The sequence below is a fragment of the Halopseudomonas xiamenensis genome, assembly GCF_014219065.1.
GTDB lineage: Bacteria > Pseudomonadota > Gammaproteobacteria > Pseudomonadales > Pseudomonadaceae > Halopseudomonas > Halopseudomonas xiamenensis.
In genome coordinates this window covers 31,366-49,782 of record NZ_JACLGO010000032.1, presented here as the reverse complement: position 1 = coordinate 49,782, position 18,417 = coordinate 31,366, and the positions used below count along the sequence as shown (strand labels likewise).

The following is an 18,417-nucleotide window of genomic DNA, read 5'->3' as shown; positions in this document are numbered from 1 at the left end:
GCCTTTGGGGGTGACACCCTGGCGCTCCTCGGCCAGCTGTTTCACCCACTTGCGCAGGACGCTTTCAACCACGCCCATGGATGTGCTGGCTTGGGTAATGCTGTAGCCTTGGTCCAGCACCAGGCTGGCTGCTTCCTGCTTGAATTCAGGGGTAAAAGTACGTCGCTTTCTTGTCATCGAACACCTCTCAATGGCGAGTATTGTCGCCTAGTTGGTGTCCGGTTTCATTAAACCACTACATTCCGAGCGCATCTGCTTTGACAGAGGCTCTAGTTGCCCAAACGATGCGTGCACCATGCTGAAGGAATCCTCAACGGTGACGCATTGAGCGCCTGTTGCCTGCTGGTCGATATCCGTTCTGCCAAGACATGGCAGAATCAGGGCATCCCTGCCCACCATCAGATGGCTGCGATTGAGCTTGGTGCTGATCTGCACCGTCAGTGCACAGTTGCTCAGTGCCTGATGAGTCAACGTGCTATCGGGCGTGGCTTGCGCAAAGTTACCCCCCAGAGCTACAAACACACGGGCTTCGCCTTTGAGCATGGCGTGGATGGCTTCAACGGTGTTGTGGCCATTGCGGCGTGGCGGCTCGAAACTAAAGCTCTCTGCCAACCGGTCGAGGAAGTCCTGCGGCGGCCTTTCGTTGATGCCCATGGTGCGGTCACCCTGGACGTTGCTGTGCCCGCGCACAGGGCAGAGGCCAGCACCCGGGCGGCCGACGTTCCCGCGCAATAACTGCAGGTTTACTATTTCCTGAATAGTCGCCACACCGTGATGATGTTGGGTGATGCCCATCGCCCAGCAGAAGATGACGTTGGAGGCCTCGCAATAGAGCTTGGCGGCCCTCTCGATCTGACCCAGACTCAGGCCTGATTGCTCGACGATATGCGCCCAATCGGTGGCGTCCAGTACCTCAAGATAGGCGGCAAATCCATCGGTCTGCAGAAGAATGAAGTCATCGTCCAGTACGCCGGAAACCCCGCGGCGTTGCGCATCTCTTTCCCATGCCAAAAGGTATTTTGCCATGCCCCGGAGAATGGCCATATCTCCACCCAGCGCCGGTTGAAAGAAATCCGTATGCATAGGTTTCGATCGGTTGGTGAGCATTTCCGTCATTTTCTGCGGATGCTGAAATCGCTCCAGCCCACGCTCCTTCAATGGATTGAAACACACCACCTGCGCGCCGCGCCTGACAGCATCCCGCAGCGGCTCAAGCATGCGCGGGTGGTTCGTGCCAGGATTCTGCCCCAGAACGAATATGGCATCGGCGTGCTCGAAGTCTTCGAAGGTCACCGTGCCCTTGCCCGTTCCCAGACTCCCGTTCAGCGCTACACCGCTCGGCTCGTGGCACATGTTCGAGCAATCGGGGAAATTATTGGTACCGTAGGCACGGGCGAACAACTGATAGAGAAAAGCCGCCTCGTTGCTGGCACGACCCGACGTATAAAATTCAGCCTGATCCGGAGATTCCAGATGATTGAGGTGCTCGGCAATCAACGCAAAGGCAGCATTCCAACTGATCGGAAGATACCGATCGGTCGCTGCGTCGTAGCGCACCGGCTCCGTCAAGCGCCCCTGATATTCAAGCCAGTAGTCACTTTGCTCACGCAACTGGGTGACGCTATGCCGGGCAAAAAACGTGGCATCCACTTGGCGGCTGGTCGCTTCCCAATTGACCGCCTTGGCACCATTTTCACAGAATTTGACCGCGCCGGATTCCGGTGAATCACCCCAGGCGCAACCGGGGCAATCAAAACCTCCCTGTTGATTGGTTCTGAGCAACGCTTTGATGTTCTTGATGGGCTGTTCGCTGTTCAGCCACGCATGGGTAACGCTCAGCAACGCACCCCAGCCAGCTGCAGGACCCTTGTAGATTTTGAACTGCGTTTTGCGGTTTTGTAACCAACTCATCTGATATTCACCAAGTGCGGGTGCTTCATTCGCCACACCCGTTCTTTTGACAGAATATAAATCTTACTACAGAATCATATCCCACTACAGCGCACAAACATGCCAGACATCAGCCGGAGCTTCCCTCTCGCGCATTTGTTTGTCGGCAATAGGAGATAACAATGAAAGCAGCTGTCATTACCGAACGCGGCGCCCTCCCCGTCATGCAGGACTTCAAGGAACCGGAAGCCCAGGACGGCGCGATACTGATCGATGTTGATACTGCAGGCCTCGGCGGCTGGGACGTGCTCGGCGCGTATCGACTGGGCGTAGCCTATCCCTGCGTCATCCGGGGCGAGGGCGTCGGTCGCACGGCGGAAGGCAAGCGAGTGTATTTCGGCGAACGTTCTGTACTGCCTTTTGGCGCTTGGGCCGAACGCACACTGGTCCCTGCCGAAGAAGTCTGGGATGTGCCGGATCATATCGATGACCGTACCGCCATCACCATGGGCATTGCCGCAACCGGCGCTCTGATCCCGCTGGAAACCGCAAAGATTCAGCCCGGTGAGACCGTATTGATCCTCGGCGGCACCGGCACGCTCGGGCAGATCGCCCTGCAGCTTGCCCGTTATCTGGGAGCGGGCAAGGTCGTTGCGGCAGGCAGAAGTGAAGCCGCTCTGGCACGTTTGAAAGAGCGCGGAATTACCGACGCGACGGTATGCCTCAAGGGCGATGAAACTGATGTGGAGGCACTCAAGGCCGAAGCGGGCGAAGGTTACGACATAGTGCTTGATCTGGTGTGTGGTCAGCCCATGCTGAATGCATTGAAGGCAACCCGTTGGGGCGCCCGCATCGTGACCATCGGTACCGGTGCGGGACGGCAACTCAACCTGGACATCGCCGATCTCTTGTTCAGAACGCTTTCATGCATCGGCACCGGTCAGCGCCCTCCGGCGGATCGTCGCAAGATCTGGGAACGGCTCCTGGATATCACAACAGCAGAAAATATTACCGTAGACTATTCGGAGTTCGCATTCACTGAGGCGCCCAAAGCTTGGGAAGCACAGCTCAACGGCCCTCATGCAAAGATCTACGCCAAAATAAGGTGAAGCCTGTTTCGGGCTGTCACTTGTAACAAAACGGGCATGCGGCTACTCCTACTTATGCTAATTTGTAGAAGTTTCGATCTGATCTGACACTCGTCTTGAAAAGGACGGGGTTACCGAGTTTGATGGTTGGCGACCAATCATCTCACTCATAGGAGTAACCCCGCATGAATGTTGTAAATCAATCGACAGTCAAACACAAGCGGGGCCTGCTGAACCTCGGCGAGGAATTAGGCAATGTGTCACAGGCCTGCAAGATGATTGGCGTCTCGCGTGACACCTTCTATCGCTACCAAGAAGCCAAGGCCAGTGGCAGCGTAGAAGCGCTGCTGCAGAAGGATCGCAAACGTCCCAATATCAAGAACCGCGTGGATGAAGTCATTGAGCAGGCCGTGTTGGCGTACGCCGTCGAACAGCCTGCTCATGGCCAGGTTCGCGTCAGTAATGAGCTGCGCAAGTGTAATGACCCAGTGAAAACCTGCACATGCTAAAGTCGCTTCAGAAATTGGAGTGAAGCATGACGCAAGAACCCGACATCAAGCGCTGGACAGCCAAACGCAAAGCGGAGCTGATCAAGCAGATCTACCGAGGGCAGACTACAGTGCCCGAGGCTGCGCGCCACTACGATCTCACCCAGCAGGAGATCGAGAAGTGGATGGACGATGCGGAAGCCGGAATGGAAAACGCCCTTAAGGCCAATCCCAAGGATATCGCCGAGCAGTATGAAACCCAGCTGCGCGAACTCCGGAAAGCCTATGGCGAGGCCATGCTGGAGCTCAAGTTCCGAAAAAAGTTGCAGCGCCATCTCGACTCGACCGACGATTGATCGATCAGGTCATGGCCGAGATGGCTACCCAAGGCGATGTCGTGACGGTGGTGCAGGCCTGCCGCTGGGCCGGTGTGTCCCGCCGCAGTTATTACTATCGGCCTACCAAAGCCAAACCCAGGGTCAATGAGCACTTGGCGGCGCGGGTAAAGCGGGTGATCACCGATCTGCCGTATGCTGGCTACCGTACCGTTGCCTGGCTGTTGGGTGAGAACAAGAACACCATCCAGCGCCTGTTCCAGATCAAGGGCTGGCAGGTGCGCAAGCGCCGCAGTGGAGCCCGCCCCCGGGTGCAGGCATTACCTTCGGTGGCCTCACGCCCGAATGAGCGCTGGGCAACAGACATTGCACGTGTCTGGTGTGGTCCGGTTCACCGCTGGTGCGCCCTGACCATCGTTATGGACTGCCATACCCGAGAGGCACTTGGCTGGCGGTTGAGCCCCAGCGGCAACGCCAAGGCAGCTGAAGCAGCACTGGAGGAGGCGCTCATTACCCGGTACGGCACGCTGGGCAGGGCTCAGGATCCGATCACGCTGCGTAGTGACAACGGTCTGGTATTTACCTCTCGGCATTACACTCGGACGGTGTACCAATACGGTCTGAAACAGGAGTTCATCCGTCCCCACACCCCGCAGCAGAACGGGATGGTTGAGCGATTGATCCGAACTGTGAAAGAGCAGTGTCTCTGGCTTCATAACTTCCAGACACTGGATGAAGCCAGGCAAACCTTGAGGGCGTGGTTCAAGTACTACAACGAGCAGCGCCCTCATCAGGCACTGGGGATGAAAACACCCAGTACGATTTACCAACAATTAGCGGCTTGAGTGTGCAAATTCCGCTGGGTCATTACACAAGCGCGGTACCTTTGTCAGCCCGTCTGGCGTGCGCTCGATCTGGCTACGCAACGAACTGGCTAACGTCAAGCAGCGGCTTCGTGCACTGGAAAAACATGTTGCCGAAACAGGTGCGGTGCTGACGGAAGCGCAAGTCGTCGCTTTGGAGAAGAAGCGGGATGACGATATCGCCTGCGGCGAGATCGAAACGACTCATCCAGGCTATCTGGGCTCTCAGGACACGTTCTATGTCGGCACCATGAAAGGTGTTGGACGGATATATCAGCAGACCTTCGTGGATACCTACAGCAAGGTGGCATTCGCCAAGCTGTACAGCACCAAGACGCCGATTACCGCTGCTGATCTGCTGAATGATCAGGTACTGCCGTTCTTTGCCGACGAAAAGGTGGGAATGCTCCGAATCCTTACTGACCGAGGCACGGAATATTGCGGCAAGGTGGAGCAACATGATTGCCCGCTTTATCTGGCCATGAACGATATTGAACACACCCGTACGAAGGCAGCCTCACCCCAGACCAACGGGATCTGCGAGCGCTTCCATAAGACCATTTTGCAGGAGTTCTATCAAGTCACTTTCCGCAAGAAGATCTATCAGAGCATGGAGGCGCTTCAGGCCGATCTTGACGAATGGCTCGTCCACTACAATCATGGGCGAACCCATCAGGGGAAAATGTGCTGCGGACGGACACCAATGGAGACCTTCGCTGATGGAAAGAAAATCTGGCAGAAAAAATCCGCCGGCGCCAGTTTCTCTTTTTTTCATACATTCCTCCAACAGGTAGGGAGAAATGTTACCGAAACAAGCCCTGACGATGTTTCGTCTAATTTGTGAAAAAGCCCAAAAACACGCCTGAACATGAGGAAGCATCTTGGAAAACCCGCGACAATGATAAATCTGCCGCACAGCAATGCCATCAGGTGCTGGACAGCAATGTCCGATGGCTACGTCATTTATGGTGAAATCAGAAAGGAGCCGAGAAGCTGTGACCAAAACAGTCACTGAGGCCTAGAATCGAGTAGGAGGCGGGTTCACACCCGCCGTCCTCTCACACCACCGTGCGTACGGTTCCGTAGAAGGCGGTTCAGATTATGCGACTGAGCCGATTGATCATATCCAGTGTCGAGACCAGTCCGAGCCGATCCCACAGTTTCTTCGGCAGCGCCTGATTCATATGTGACGCCCCCGAGTTCCACCATGGGCCTCGACCGTTGGAGGCTGATTTGCAGGCACGCTCTTCACTTAGACCCAAGCGCATTAGGTTGCGCGCCCTCGTCGAGGGCCGCTTCCATTGGCGCCAGATGGCGCAGCGAAGTTTATGCCTGATCCAGCCATCCAGCTCCTCAAGTGGCCGTTTGCTTTGACTGAGCTTGAAGTAGCCCGCCCAGCCTCGTAAAACAGGGTTTATCCGCTCGATGGTGTTCGCCATCTTGCGACCCCGCGCACCGCGTAGCAGCTCTGCGAGCCGGTCGCGCAGGCGACCCAGGCTCATCGCAGCCACACGCAGCCTCGGCTGTTGATGCCAGCTCATTCCATAACCCAAGTAGTCGCACTTCCAGGCCCTTGCGACTTGGCTCTTCTTCCGGTTCACCGTCAACTTCAGACGCTGACCCAAGAAGCGCTCCACACTGGCCAGCACCCGTTCGCCAGACCGGGGACTACGCACATAAATGTTCGCGTCATCAGCATAGCGCACGAAGCGGTGGCCCCGGCTTCAAGGTAGCGACGGATCAGTCTGAGCACACTCTTGTCTTCGATACGGCGCTCGATACAAGCCATCAGGATGTCGTGGTTGACCCCATCGAAGAACTTCTATTGAAAACAATACACTATCGCTGGAGCAAGTAACCGCAGTCATCGACGGCAAGCGAATCCTGGGCCACCCACGCGAAATTCAGAAAGTACGCAACGCCTTCACTGCCTACGAGACCATGGAGACATGGAGCGCCACTGCCGAGACTGACCTGCAGCAAGCACACGCATTGTTGATGCACGGCCTGGTCGATGGTCCAGGCCGATACCGTTCCAGCGATGTTGGTATATTCCGTGGTGAGACGCTTGTGCATATGGCACCACCCGCCTCCCAAGTCTCTCGACTGATGGCCGACCTGCTAACGTGGCTCATGACGACTGAAGAACACCCCCTGGTATCCAGCTGTACCTTCCACTACGAGTTCGAGTTCATTCATCCCTTTGCCGATGGTAACGGTCGGATGGGCAGGTTGTGGCAAACACTGATTTTGCGCCAGTGGAAACCACTCCTCGCCTACCTGCCGGTAGAGACGGTTATCCGTGAATACCAGACAGACTACTACCAGGTATTGGCGGAGTCCGACCGTCAGGCAGATGCCACTCCGTTTATCGAGTTCATGTTGCAAGCTTTGCATGAAGCTATGCGTGAAGCGACGGAAACCGACCAAGTAACCGACCAAGTAGTCAACCTCATGGCCGCCTTGGCGCAAAACGAGCTGGGCAGCAACGATCTGATGCAAACATTGGGGCTGGCACACCGTCCCACGTTCCGCAGCAGTTATCTCAACCCCGCGCTGGAAGGCAACTGGATTGAGCGCACCCAACCCGACTCCCCTCGCAGTCCAACTCAGCGTTACCGGTTAAGCGCCAAGGGCAAGCGGTGGTTACTGCGCAGGCGCGCAATTACCGGTTGACATGCCGCCCGTCCGTCCCAAGCTCGGGTTCGGATAAATATACCCGGTAATTCTTCCCCACAGTCAGGTTTGGCGCCATTTCCAGACTGCTCCACCTCCTTTGCGTAAAGCAAAATGGAAAACGACACAGGAATACCAGCCAACGGCCCGCTCAACTCCCAATCTGACTCTTGAACTGCCCCGGCGTCACACCAAACCATGTCTTGAAAGCACGATGCAGGGTGCTCACATCGGCGTACCCCAGCACCTCGACGATCTCCTCCGTAGGTAATTGCCGCACCACCAGAAGCTCCAGCACTTTTTCCTTCAGCAGCCCTTCCTTGAGCTTGCGGAAGCTGGTGCCCTGTTCATCGAGATGCCGTTGCAAGGTGCGTTTCCTGAATCCAACGGCATCTGCCAGGGTATCGATATCCAGCCTGACCAGGCCATTCCTGTCCATGTGGCTTTTGACATGCTCCAGGAAACCCTGGCCGGCGCGCTGCGCCCTGGCCAGCCCATCGGCGTAGCCCAGCAACAGCTGGTATAGGTGCTCATCACGTCCCACGATCACATCATCAATACCCGTGTTATCCAGCTCAACGATGTAACGTTCGCCGTCTGACACCACAGCGCATTTCAATTTTCCCGCCACCCCCTGCGCATCCGCCCCCGCCGGCAAACGCACGAGACGCGCCCGGGTTCCCCCACCGGAAATCAGCGAAAAGCTTTGCAGGGTTGCGGTTATCACGGACAGCACATGCTGCAGATGCACGGAAACGGACGATTGCGCGGGAAGGTATTCAAGCGCCAGCACACCGCTGTCCGCGGCGTCAACGAAGCGGAAGCGACCGTTTTCGCTGATCAGGCCCTGATAGCGGACGAGAAGCTCTATCCCGGTCCGTACCGACGGGCTGTGCAACAGCAGGGGCGATAGCAGTCCTGACGAACGGGGGCTGAGACGCCGGCCTACGTCCACGCCCAGATGCTCCCGGTCAGACGTAGCCACCGCCCGATGCCAGAGGGTGCGGGCCTGCACCACATCCAACTGCTCGCCAACCGCGAGCCTGCCCTCCTGGATCCCCTTGACGCCCTTGGTCAAGGTAGCGACATCCACCCCCAGATCGGCAAGCACCAGCAGCAGTTCGTTGACCCAGAGATTGTTGATATAGCGATGATCCATACCTGCCGTCTCGCTCAAAGCGCAAAATAATACGACCTATTGTGGCATCAAATGCAAATCGATAGCACGGATTCTCAATGAGCCCGGCTCCACAATCTCTTACAGTGAGTGTGTGATTAGCAGCTATAAATTAAAAAAAACATCTACGGCACAGGCAGGAGCGAGACATGAGTTACACGATTACACCGACTTCAGGTGCATGCGGAGCAACAGTGGCAGGCCTGGACCTGTCCAAGGAACTGGACCAGGCGACCATCGAGAACCTGCGCGCAGCCTGGCTGCAACACCAGGTACTGGTTTTCACCGGGCAGGACATCAGCGATGCGGACCTTGAACGCTTCAGCCTCTACTTCGGCTCATTCGCTGGCGACCCCTATATTGCCTCGCTGGACGACAATCCGAACATCATCGAGTTGCGACGTGCCGCAGACGAAACCACGCCGATTTTTGCTGACGCCTGGCATACCGACTGGAGCTTCGGTGCCAATCCACCCTCGGCAACCATCCTGTATGGCATCACCATTCCTCCCCATGGCGGCAACACCGACTTCGTGAATCAGAAGAAGGCCCTGCAGAAGATGCCCCAAGAACTGCGCAGCCGCCTCGAGGGCAAGAACGCCATCCATTCGGCGCGCCGAGCATATGCTCCGACGGGTGCCTATGGCGATGGCGAGAAGGAAAGTGGCAAGGAGCGTGGGTTCAAGATCAAGACATCCGAGTCCGCCTATGACACCCAGGCTCACCCGATTATCCGCAAGCACCCTGAAACTGGCGAAGAGACCCTGTTCGGATGTGTTGGCTACATCATCGGCGTTGAAGACATGGCCGAGGACGAAGCGAATCAACTGCTGATGGAGCTGTACACCTGGCAGACCCGCCCGGAATTCCAGTACAACCACGAATGGAAGCCCGGCATGGTGGTCATGTGGGATAACCGCTCGGTCCTGCACAAGGCCAACGGCGGCTATGAAGGTTATGAGCGCGTATTGCACCGTACGGTAATCTCATAAACCCAACAACCGACCGACGTGCATGATGAACAATCTGCACTTTAACCTGCGGGGCTGTGCCAGCTCAGCCCCGCGCGGTGGACTGCGCTAGAGCGTCGCCGAAAACGTATCGCACTGCCCCATATCCCCACTCTCGAACCCACGCCTGAACCACTCCACCCGCTGCGCTGAAGTGCCATGGGTAAAACTGTCCGGCACCACCTCGCCGCCACCGCGCCGCTGCAGGCGATCGTCACCGATGGCAGCGGCGGCCTGCAGTGCTTCCTCCAGATCGCCCGGCTCCAGCATATTGCTATAGCTCTGGGCGGCATGCCCCCATACACCGGCAAAGCAATCGGCCTGCAGTTCCTGGCGCACCGACAGCCCATTGACCACCGCCGCCGGCTGGCCCCGCCCGGCAGCGCGCACCTTCTGGCTGATGCCCAGCAGGGTCTGGAGGTGATGGCCGACTTCATGCGCGACCACATAGGCCTGGGCGAAATCACCCGGCGCGCCGAGCTGGCGATCCAGATCGTGGAAGAAACTCAGGTCGAGGTAGACCTTGCGATCCGCAGGGCAATAGAAGGGGCCAACCGCCGCACTGGCCGAGCCGCAGGCTGATGCGACACGCTGACTGAACAGCACCAGCACCGGCTCCTCATAGCGCATGCCGGACTCAGCGAAGATCTTCTGCCAGGTGCTCTCGGTATCGGCCAATACCACGGACACGAACTCGGCCAGCTCCTGTTCCTGCTCGGTGAATGTATAGCTCTGCTGGGCGCCAGGCCCTCCGGCCAGTTGCAGCAGGTCGATGCCCAGCATCCGCGCGCCGAAGAACACCACCACACCCAGCCCCAGCATGATGCGCCCGGCGCGGGTACCCAGCAGCCAGGGCAGCAGGCGCAGCACAAGCAGCAGCCCGACACCCCCACCGCTGCCCTGCAACGGCTGCCCGCGGCGGTCTTCGATATTGCGGCTCTGCCGCCTGCCTCGCCAATCCATATCCGGTCTCCAGCGCTAAAGCATGAGTGGAACATAGTGTAGCGTCCCACCCGAACGGCGGCCCGCGCTGCGTCCTGTCTCCTGTCTGCAACTTCCAGCAATCATTCGGCAAGTTGCGAAAACCCTCGATCGTCCTACTATCAATTAATTGAGCTCCATTGCGGGACATTGGTACCCCCCTCTTCCACAGACACAGGAGTTGTCATGCATCCCTTCAAACATTCATTGATCTTCCTCGCCACTCTGGGCTTATTGGCAGGCTGCGACAACTCGTCTGACTCCGCCAACCAGAACACCACCTCCTCGCCGGCGACCACGACCGAAGCCGAACCGGTAACACCGGCGAACCCGGTCGAGCCAACCGAGGAACCGACCAGCGCTGCCGAGGAACCAACCGAACAGGCAAATGACGGCCAACCCTTCAACGTCACCGAGGTAACCCAGTTCGACGCTCCCTGGGCCATGACCTTCCTGCCGGACGGCAGGCTGCTGGTCACCGAGATGGCCGGCACGCTGCGTCTGCACGACCTTGCGAGTGACAACACCGGAACCATCAGCGGCGTGCCAGAGGTGGCCCATGCCGGTCAGGGCGGTCTGGGCGATGTGCTGTTGCATCCGCAGTTCGAGAATAACCAGCAGATCTATATCAGCTATGCCGAGGCCGGCGATGGCGGCTCAGGCGCAGCGGTAGCGCGCGCCCGTCTGGCATTGGACGAGAATGGAGAAGGTACGCTGGAAGACCTGCAGGTGATCTGGCGGCAGACGCCGAAGGTCAGTGGTGACGGCCATTTCGGTCATCGCCTGGCCTTCGACAGTGACGGCATGTTGTGGATCACGTCCAGCGAACGCCAGAAATTCGATCCGGCCCAGGACATGACCTCCAACCTCGGCAAGATGATACGGCTCAATGACGATGGCAGCGTTCCTGACGACAACCCCTTCGCCGATCAAGGCGAGGTCGCTGCGCAGGTCTGGTCCCTGGGCCACCGCAATATTCTGGGGCTGGCATTCGATGCTGACGGCAAGCTCTGGGCCCATGAAATGGGCCCCAAGGATGGCGATGAGCTCAACTTGATCGTCAAAGGGGAAAACTACGGTTACCCGCTGGTTTCCAACGGCAATCATTATGACGACACGCCCATTCCCGATCATGAGACCCGACCGGAATTCAAGGCGCCAGCGATCACCTGGACCCCGGTGATCTCACCGGCCGGCTTCATCATCTATGACGGTGAGCTGTTCCCGGACTGGCAGGGCAGCGGTTTCATTGGCGGCCTGTCCTCCCTGTCCCTGGTACGCGTGGAGTTCGATGGTGAGGAGGCCCGCGAAGCGGAGCGGCTTGATCTGCAGAAGCGTGTACGCGAAGTGGAGCAAGGCCCGGACGGTGCGATCTGGGTACTGGAAGACGGCACCCGCGGAGGTAATGGTGCGCTGCTGAAACTGACGCCGCAGGGGTAGCGATAATGACCGGAGCCGGCATGTTGCCGGCTCCATCCCCTCTTCGGATCAGGCCTGCGGCACCTGATCGCGTACCGGCGCCCTGCCGTACTTTTACTACTGCACAAGATGAAGAAAGAACGAGATCGTCAGCAGCGATAGCACGGTGGACAGCAGGATAACGTTGGAGGTCATGGCAGGATCCCGCTGATAGAGCTGCGCCGCCATGAAGGGTCCCGTCCCGGTAGGCAACGCGGCCAGCAATACCGCGCTTTTGACCAATAGTGCCGATAGCCCGAACAGCTGCGCAGCGAACCACCAGGTGACCAGCGGCTGCACCACCAGTTTGAGTCCGACCAGCATCACCAAGGCGCCGATAACCCGTTGCGCGTGCGATCTTTCCTCCGCCAGAAACAGCCCCAGCGCCACCAGCGCGCAGGGCGATGCCGCACCTCCCAGTAACTGGAGAAAGCTCGCCACCGGGGACGGTATCCGTAGGCCGAACAGAAGCACCAGCAGGCCGAGGGCGGGCGCGACCAGCAATGGATTACGCAGCAGTTGCAGCCCCACCTTGCCCAGCATGTGCCCTGGCCGTGCGCCGTCGCGGCCCTGCAGACCGACCTCGATAACGATCAGCGCCACGGCAAACAGCATACAGACGGTGATGATGGTGGCGATCAGCGACGGTATCAACGACTCCCGTCCGATGATCGCCAACAGCAATGGAATCCCCAGAAAGCCGGTATTGGCATAGCCCGCGTTCAATCCATCGACGACTGAATCAACCAGAGGTTTGCCCCGCCCCAATTGCAGAATGACTGCCATACCGAAGACCACCGCGACACCCAGGCCGAAGGCAGCGACAAAACCGGGCTGCCAGATCACCTGCCATTCGGAGCTGGCCACCACCTCGAACAACAGCGCCGGCAGTGCAAGATAGATGACGAAGCGGGTAATCTCCCCCGCCGCATGCGGCCCCAACAGCCCGGCCCGACGTACCAGCCAACCGGCCAGAATCAGGGCAAATACCGGCAAGGTCACGGACAGGATGGAGAGCATTGGTTGTCCCACTTTGCGCAAAATGACCAAGCTTAGAGGTTCATCCCGCCGTATTCCAATACCACCTTCGGCGTTGATTGCTTCTGTCCTCGGCCTCCTGATGACGGCAGCCGTCCTGGCAGGCCGCGGCGCAGTCTCCGTACCCTATTCCGCTACTCCGTGATGGGTGGTACCACCCGGGTTCGCCGGGCCCGGTTCCGGAGAGCGGATTTCCGTCGTCGGGAGCCGCGCAGCCGGCGCCAGCCCAGTACCGTGCCGCTGACGCAGAGGACCAGCCCGCCGACGCCACCCAGCCACATCCAGCCGTCCCACAGCGGTCGACGCTGCAGCAGCGGCAGCCAATCCCAGCTGTGCAGCAGGCCGAACAGCCAGCGTGAGGCCCGCTGGCGCTGGTCGAGCTGGCCGAGCAGCGCGCCACTGTGCGGGTCCATGTGCAGCCAGGTCCGGGCCGGGTCGTCGAAACGTACACGCAGGATCGGTAGAGGGCGCTGCAGATGGCCGAGCATGCTGTGCTCGGTGCGTGGGTAATAGTAGAAGTCGTAGTCGTCCAGCAGTTCGACCTGCAGTTGACCCTGCGGCCGGATCAGCTGCGCGGCGCGTTGCAACTGCTCCAAAGGCAGGCTGTGCACGGGCTCGCCCCCCGCCGCCGGCAACAGCAGGCTGGCGCCAGTGCCATCCACACCCAGCAGATAGCCCCGGCCACCGACCAGTTGCCAGTGCAACTCGCGCACCGCCAGCCCGGTTGCCTGCAACTGCTGCACTGCCTGCTCTGCGGCCATGGGAAAAACCTCGGCGCCCAGCTCGCCACCCTGATAGGCGGACGTATCCAGCGGCACTCGGCTATCGAATACCCGCCAGGGATTCATCGACATCAGGCCGCTGAAAATCCATGCCACTGCCAATAGGCCGAACAGCAGCCCGCCGACATGATGCCAACGGGCAAAGCCCCTATAAGGACTGCGCGAGCCGCTGCGGTAGGGCTTGGCAAAGCGCCAGCGCAGCAGCCCGACGACGATGCCCAGCAGGGTCATCAAGGTAGCGGCCAGCGACAGATAGATCACCACATCCGTCCACCAGCGATCCAGCACACCACCGCGCAGCGGATAGACCCAGTGCAGCCAGGCACCCACCCAGTTCCAGGCTCGCTCGGTGGCGGTGGCGTCACGCACTACCTCGCCAGTCCGGCTGGAGATATACAGCAGGGTGCCATTGTCCAGCGCGATGCGGTGCAGTGGCCGATCCACATCCAATGACCGCGTGTGGGTCCAGGCATCCTCCTCCACCCGTCCCCGATACTGCAGCTGACCAGGCCCGGCGAACTGGCGTGCGGAGGCCAGCGCCTCGGCTTGCCCGATGCCATCGATCAGCTCACCACTGCGCGCATCCACCGCCACCTTGCGCGAGCCGTAGTGCAGAACATAGCGCGGCTCGCCGGCCACGGTGGTCAGGCGGATGCTGCGCGGCGCCGGGCTTTCGCCGCTGGCGGGCAGCGCCTGCGCCAGCGGCACACAGCAGTCCTGCTGCGACAGCACCAGCAATTGCGCCAGATGCTCCCGGGGCGTCAGCTTGGGATAGCCGACATACAGCATGACCAGCCCCGAAAAGAACCACAGCGCCATCAGCAGGCACAGACCGATCCCCAACCAGCGATGCCATAGATAAAGGTAACGTTTCATGGCTCAGAACCGCAGATCGAGGCTGACATCGACGCTGCGCGGTGCGCCCATGTAGTACTGCTCGCCATAGGCCTGCTTGGCGTAGATCTCGTCGGTGAGATTGCGCAACCGGGCGGTGATCGTCGTGTGCTCGTCCACGCGGTAACGGGTGAAGGCGCCGTACAGGGTGTAGGACGGTGCCTTGAGGGTGTTGGCATTGTCCGCATAGACCGAGTCGACATGGCGCACGTCGGTTCCAATCTCCAATACCGGACTGAGGCTGTAGCTCAGCCACAAATTGGCGACGCGGTCCGGCACATTGATCGGACGGTTGCCCTTGCGCGAGACCGACACGCCATCCACCGCCTCGTTGAACTCGTCATACTCGGCATCCACATAGGCATAGTTGGCCTCGACCAGCAGCGCCGGAGTAACCTGCAACCTGCCGGCCAGCTCGATGCCCCGTGACGTCTGCTGCCCTGCCTGCACCGTCAGGTTGGGATCAGTCGAGTCGCGCACGGCAAAGTCGCGCCGCACGATCTGGTACAGCGCCAGGGTGGCCGCACCGCGCCCGTCGAGAAAATCGAACTTGCTGCCGACTTCCCACTGCTCGCCCTTGGACAGGTCGAACAAACCGACGTTGGAATAGGTGGCCGAGGCCAGCGAGCCCGCCGGCAGATCCGCCGAGGTGCTGTACTGGGCATAGAGATTGGCTGTCGGGGTCAGTTCGTAGAGCAGACCGATGCGCCCACTCAGCGGCTCCCAGCGGCGCTCGAAAAACGCCGGGCTGGTGGGCGTAACCGCCCCGTAGTTGGTCACCTCCATCTGCAGATGGTCGTAACGCAGGCCACTGAGCAGTGCCAGGCGCCCGGTCAACTGGAGGTGGTTTTCCAGGAACAGCGCACGGGTATCGATCTCATGCCGCCGCTGCTTCTGCAGACCCACATCCATACCGGGAACATCATCGAAACGGCCCGGATCGAACTGCCCCGGATCGACCGTATCGAATGCACCACCCGCCCGGGGGTACAGCGTCTGGCGCATACGCGAGTAATCCAGCCCCGCCGCCCACTGGCTGGCCAGCCCGACCAGTTGATGGTGATGCTGCAGTTCCAGGCGGTTGCCCAGCACATTCTGGTCATGGCGCTGCAGATAGGCGCCGGAGCGCTCCACCAGACTGTTATCCGCGTTGTAACGATAGTTCTCCAGATTGCGGTAATCGCGCTGGGCATCGTAGTAATACAGTGTGTTGCGCAGGCTGCTGGCGTGGCTCCACTGGTAATCGGTGATCGAGCGCAGCCAGCGTACCCGTTGCTCGTAGCGCCCATCGCCGACGTTGTAGTTCTCGAAGCGCCGGCGCTTGTCGATCTTCATGCTGCTGCCAGCGGTATTGAGCACCGGTGTGCCCCAGTAGGGGCTGTCTTCCTTGTCCTCCAGGTATTCCAGCGCCAGCGTGTGGCTCAGGTTGGGCGTCAGATCACTGAGCAGCGACAGGGCCAGACTGCCTGTTTCCCGCTGGTTACGGTCGATATAGGCGTTGCTGTCGCCACGACTGACGTCCAGTCGCAGGAAGTGCTGGCTGTTGCCGATATCCGCCAGTGCCTGGTTGAAACCGAGGGACAGCTCCGACTCGTCGAACCTGCCGTAGCGCAGCCGCCCTTCCAGTACCTGCTCCTCACGGCTGGCCAGCTTGCTGATGTAGTTGATCGAGCCACCCACCGCACCAGCACCATGCAGAAAGGATGATGGGCCGCCGAGCAGTTCGACGCGGTCGATCTGCCAGGCATCCACCGGCCGGGTGGCACTGCTGTAGCCGAGGTTGATGCCGTTATACAGCTGGGTGATCTGGTTCTGGGTAAAGCCGCGATAGGACACGAAACCGCCGTAACCGGGGTTGGCCGAGGCGTTGATCCCGGTCATGCCGTTGATCACATCCTGGGTGTTCACGGCGCCGCGCGCCTCGATCACGCTGCGGTCGGCGACGCTGACCGAGGCGGGTGTCTCGCGGGCGGTCAGATCCAGACGCGATCCGGTGCTGATGGGTTGATCCAGGCCCAGGCCAGAGGGCGCACTGCCCTGCTCACGGGCCTGAGCCGATACGGTGCTGGCTGGCAGAGTCAGGGCGTCATGCTGCGCCCATGCCAAGGGGGTGGCGCCGATACACAGCGCCAGTATGGAAATGCGTAGCAACATGCATAGCCTCCAGGCTTTTTTGACAGGCCCAGCCACGCCCGGGCATGGCAGCCCGTGCGCGCAGGGTGATTTCAAAGCACAGGAAGCGGTTCTGGAGAGGCGCGGGGGTTGGCGGGTGGCCAGCGCGCCCGTACCAGACGCGGCAGATGGAGCACCGGCAGGGGCCGGGCCGACTCCACGGCAAGACGACCAAGCAGGCCAAAGAAAGCCGCCAGGATGATGGCGCTGAAGGGACTGGCGAAATCGCAGCCGGTATCGGCGGCGGCATGGGCATGCGCTGTGGCCTGGTCATGTCCGGCATGCGCATGGTGCTGGTGATGAGCATGCTCGCTATCGAGCGCCGGTAGCGTACTCATCTGCTCATGTCCGACAGCACAGTGCAACGCGCTGAACAGGACGCTGAGAAACAGCATCCAGGCCAGCAGCGAGCGCTCCTTGCGAGCCAGTTTCATTGGATACAGCTCAAGATGGCAGCTACCTTGATAGCGGGCCGCGCAGCGCACCGGGCCATCCCGATATGAGCTTGGCTGCGGCCCATTTGCTACATATAGAAAACAGAGTAGCAGGAGATTCTGTGAAGCGGTATGCCGAGGTGGTGACGGAGGTGCATGCAACCAGTCCCGGATGTTCATCGCAGGCAGACTTCGCACTGTCACCTGCAAGACAGTCCACCACCACGGCATCGACTAGACTGCCGATGATCCATCGCTGCCAGTGCGACCCCGCACCCAGCCATCACAATCACAAGAGGAAAGCCCGATGAACGCAATGCAGAAACTACCGGTTCTCGACGTCAGGGATCAGGTCAGCGCCGAAGAATGGCAGACCCGTGTCGACTTGGCCGCCTGCTACCGCCTGGTCGCCATGAATGGCTGGGACGATATCGTGTTCACCCATATCTCGGCGAAGATTCCCGGTACCGAACACTTCCTGATCAACCCCTACGGCCTGATGTTCGAGGAGGTCACTGCCTCGAACCTGGTGAAGATCGACCTGCAGGGCAACAAGCTGATGGACTCGCCCTACGAGATCAATCCGGCGGGCTTCACCATCCATAGTGCAGTGCATGAGGTGCGCCACGATGTGGGCTGCGTACTGCATACCCATACCGCTGCCGGGGTGGGCGTGTCGGCACAGAAGGAAGGTCTCCTGCCGATCTCGCAACAGGCGTTGTTCGTGCTCGCCAGCCTGTCCTATCACGATTACGAAGGTGTGGCCCTGCGTGAGGATGAGAAGGTGCGCCTGCAGCAGGATCTGGGCCGGACCAAGAGCATGGTGCTGCGCAATCACGGGCTGATGACCTGTGGCCGGGACGTGGCCGAGGCCTTCCTTGGCATGCATACCCTGCAGCGCTGCTGCGAGATTCAGATCAATGCCCAGGCTGGGGGTAGCGAGCTGCTGCCGATTCCGCAGAGCATCCTCGACAGCGCCATCGAAAGCATGCGCCAGGTCACCAAGGGCGCCGGCGCCAACCTGGCCTGGCCGGCGTTGCTGCGCAAGGTGCAGCGCGACAGTCCCGGTTTCGATAGCTGAATAGGGGCCGCAGGCGTAGCGCAGGGGCGCTACACCCCGTTATTCACCGC

Annotated in this window: 14 protein-coding genes and 4 pseudogenes; 9 read left to right on the top strand and 9 right to left on the bottom strand. The window is 59.8% G+C overall.

The features are described from left to right. Both H6X51_RS17310 and H6X51_RS17305 read right to left on the bottom strand, forming a co-directional pair. Positions 1–177, bottom strand: a 177-nt coding sequence (locus H6X51_RS17310; protein WP_185268717.1) for a transposase, incomplete at its 3' end; no start/stop codon positions are given. Positions 178–240: 63 nt separating this feature from the next. After that, positions 241–1,911: pseudogene (locus H6X51_RS17305) on the bottom strand (FdhF/YdeP family oxidoreductase); the annotation flags it as partial. Between the two features lie 161 nt (positions 1,912–2,072). Here H6X51_RS17305 and H6X51_RS17300 point away from each other — a divergent pair. The 5 genes and pseudogenes from H6X51_RS17300 to H6X51_RS17280 all read left to right on the top strand — a co-directional run. Further along, positions 2,073–2,999, top strand: coding sequence for a quinone oxidoreductase family protein (locus H6X51_RS17300; protein ID WP_185268716.1), 927 nt, complete (start codon positions 2,073–2,075; stop codon positions 2,997–2,999). A gap of 164 nt (positions 3,000–3,163) precedes the next feature. Next, positions 3,164–3,454, top strand: a pseudogene (locus tag H6X51_RS17295) (helix-turn-helix domain-containing protein); the annotation flags it as partial. A 59-nt stretch (positions 3,455–3,513) separates the two neighbouring features. Further along, entirely contained in the window at positions 3,514–3,822 is a 309-nt protein-coding gene (locus H6X51_RS17290; protein ID WP_185268715.1) for a DUF1153 domain-containing protein, read from the top strand. 11 nt (positions 3,823–3,833) lie between these two features. Continuing rightward, positions 3,834–4,646 carry an IS3 family transposase gene (locus tag H6X51_RS17285; RefSeq protein ID WP_185268714.1) on the top strand — a complete coding sequence of 271 codons (813 nt, stop codon included), beginning with the start codon at positions 3,834–3,836 and terminating at the stop codon, positions 4,644–4,646. Between the two features lie 22 nt (positions 4,647–4,668). Beyond that, positions 4,669–5,508: pseudogene (locus H6X51_RS17280) on the top strand (integrase core domain-containing protein); the annotation flags it as partial. Between the two features lie 250 nt (positions 5,509–5,758). Here H6X51_RS17280 and H6X51_RS17275 read toward each other — a convergent pair. Continuing rightward, positions 5,759–6,486: pseudogene (locus tag H6X51_RS17275) on the bottom strand (group II intron maturase-specific domain-containing protein); the annotation flags it as partial. Between the two features lie 119 nt (positions 6,487–6,605). Between H6X51_RS17275 and H6X51_RS17270 the strand changes: the two are divergent. Next, positions 6,606–7,340: a Fic family protein gene (locus H6X51_RS17270; protein WP_328795750.1), complete on the top strand. Its 735-nt coding sequence runs from the start codon at positions 6,606–6,608 to the stop codon at positions 7,338–7,340. Positions 7,341–7,491: 151 nt separating this feature from the next. On the opposite strand, the gene H6X51_RS17265 is transcribed toward H6X51_RS17270, so the two are convergent. Next, positions 7,492–8,499 (bottom strand): AraC family transcriptional regulator, encoded by a 1,008-nt coding sequence (locus H6X51_RS17265; protein ID WP_185268713.1) that lies wholly within the window; start codon positions 8,497–8,499, stop codon positions 7,492–7,494. Between the two features lie 167 nt (positions 8,500–8,666). Between H6X51_RS17265 and H6X51_RS17260 the strand changes: the two genes are divergently transcribed. Continuing rightward, the gene (locus tag H6X51_RS17260) at positions 8,667–9,509 is read left to right on the top strand and encodes a TauD/TfdA dioxygenase family protein (RefSeq protein ID WP_185268712.1); all 843 of its coding nucleotides are present in this window, start codon (positions 8,667–8,669) and stop codon (positions 9,507–9,509) included. 87 nt (positions 9,510–9,596) lie between these two features. On the opposite strand, the gene ypfJ is transcribed toward H6X51_RS17260, so the two are convergent. Then, positions 9,597–10,490 (bottom strand): KPN_02809 family neutral zinc metallopeptidase, encoded by an 894-nt coding sequence (gene ypfJ / locus H6X51_RS17255; protein ID WP_185268711.1) that lies wholly within the window; start codon positions 10,488–10,490, stop codon positions 9,597–9,599. Positions 10,491–10,694: 204 nt separating this feature from the next. Here ypfJ and H6X51_RS17250 point away from each other — a divergent pair, with 204 nt between their 5' ends. Further along, positions 10,695–11,948 carry a PQQ-dependent sugar dehydrogenase gene (locus H6X51_RS17250; protein ID WP_185268710.1) on the top strand — a complete coding sequence of 418 codons (1,254 nt, stop codon included), beginning with the start codon at positions 10,695–10,697 and terminating at the stop codon, positions 11,946–11,948. Positions 11,949–12,044: 96 nt separating this feature from the next. Here the strand turns inward: H6X51_RS17250 and H6X51_RS17245 are convergent, their stop codons facing one another. The 4 genes from H6X51_RS17245 to H6X51_RS17230 all read right to left on the bottom strand — a co-directional run bounded on the left by H6X51_RS17245 (position 12,045) and on the right by H6X51_RS17230 (position 17,286). Next, positions 12,045–12,986 (bottom strand): AEC family transporter, encoded by a 942-nt coding sequence (locus tag H6X51_RS17245; protein ID WP_185268709.1) that lies wholly within the window; start codon positions 12,984–12,986, stop codon positions 12,045–12,047. Between the two features lie 152 nt (positions 12,987–13,138). After that, positions 13,139–14,662 (bottom strand): PepSY domain-containing protein, encoded by a 1,524-nt coding sequence (locus H6X51_RS17240; RefSeq protein ID WP_185268708.1) that lies wholly within the window; start codon positions 14,660–14,662, stop codon positions 13,139–13,141. Between the two features lie 3 nt (positions 14,663–14,665). Beyond that, positions 14,666–16,831 (bottom strand): TonB-dependent receptor, encoded by a 2,166-nt coding sequence (locus H6X51_RS17235; RefSeq protein ID WP_235991390.1) that lies wholly within the window; start codon positions 16,829–16,831, stop codon positions 14,666–14,668. Between the two features lie 74 nt (positions 16,832–16,905). Next, positions 16,906–17,286 (bottom strand): DUF2946 family protein, encoded by a 381-nt coding sequence (locus H6X51_RS17230; RefSeq protein WP_185268706.1) that lies wholly within the window; start codon positions 17,284–17,286, stop codon positions 16,906–16,908. A gap of 307 nt (positions 17,287–17,593) precedes the next feature. Here H6X51_RS17230 and H6X51_RS17225 point away from each other — a divergent pair, with 307 nt between their 5' ends. Then, entirely contained in the window at positions 17,594–18,367 is a 774-nt protein-coding gene (locus H6X51_RS17225; RefSeq protein ID WP_185268705.1) for a class II aldolase/adducin family protein, read from the top strand. The last annotated feature ends 50 nt before the right edge of the window (positions 18,368–18,417 follow it).

Coding starts and splice junctions, on each gene's coding strand:
- H6X51_RS17260 (WP_185268712.1), top strand. CDS start 8,667: ATGAGTTACACGATTACACCGACTTCAGGTGCATGCGGAGCAACAGTG.
- H6X51_RS17285 (WP_185268714.1), top strand. CDS start 3,834: ATGGCCGAGATGGCTACCCAAGGCGATGTCGTGACGGTGGTGCAGGCC.
- H6X51_RS17250 (WP_185268710.1), top strand. CDS start 10,695: ATGCATCCCTTCAAACATTCATTGATCTTCCTCGCCACTCTGGGCTTA.
- ypfJ (WP_185268711.1), bottom strand. CDS start 10,490: ATGGATTGGCGAGGCAGGCGGCAGAGCCGCAATATCGAAGACCGCCGC.
- H6X51_RS17245 (WP_185268709.1), bottom strand. CDS start 12,986: ATGCTCTCCATCCTGTCCGTGACCTTGCCGGTATTTGCCCTGATTCTG.
- H6X51_RS17300 (WP_185268716.1), top strand. CDS start 2,073: ATGAAAGCAGCTGTCATTACCGAACGCGGCGCCCTCCCCGTCATGCAG.
- H6X51_RS17225 (WP_185268705.1), top strand. CDS start 17,594: ATGAACGCAATGCAGAAACTACCGGTTCTCGACGTCAGGGATCAGGTC.
- H6X51_RS17240 (WP_185268708.1), bottom strand. CDS start 14,662: ATGAAACGTTACCTTTATCTATGGCATCGCTGGTTGGGGATCGGTCTG.
- H6X51_RS17290 (WP_185268715.1), top strand. CDS start 3,514: ATGACGCAAGAACCCGACATCAAGCGCTGGACAGCCAAACGCAAAGCG.
- H6X51_RS17265 (WP_185268713.1), bottom strand. CDS start 8,499: ATGGATCATCGCTATATCAACAATCTCTGGGTCAACGAACTGCTGCTG.
- H6X51_RS17270 (WP_328795750.1), top strand. CDS start 6,606: ATGGAGACATGGAGCGCCACTGCCGAGACTGACCTGCAGCAAGCACAC.
- H6X51_RS17230 (WP_185268706.1), bottom strand. CDS start 17,286: ATGAAACTGGCTCGCAAGGAGCGCTCGCTGCTGGCCTGGATGCTGTTT.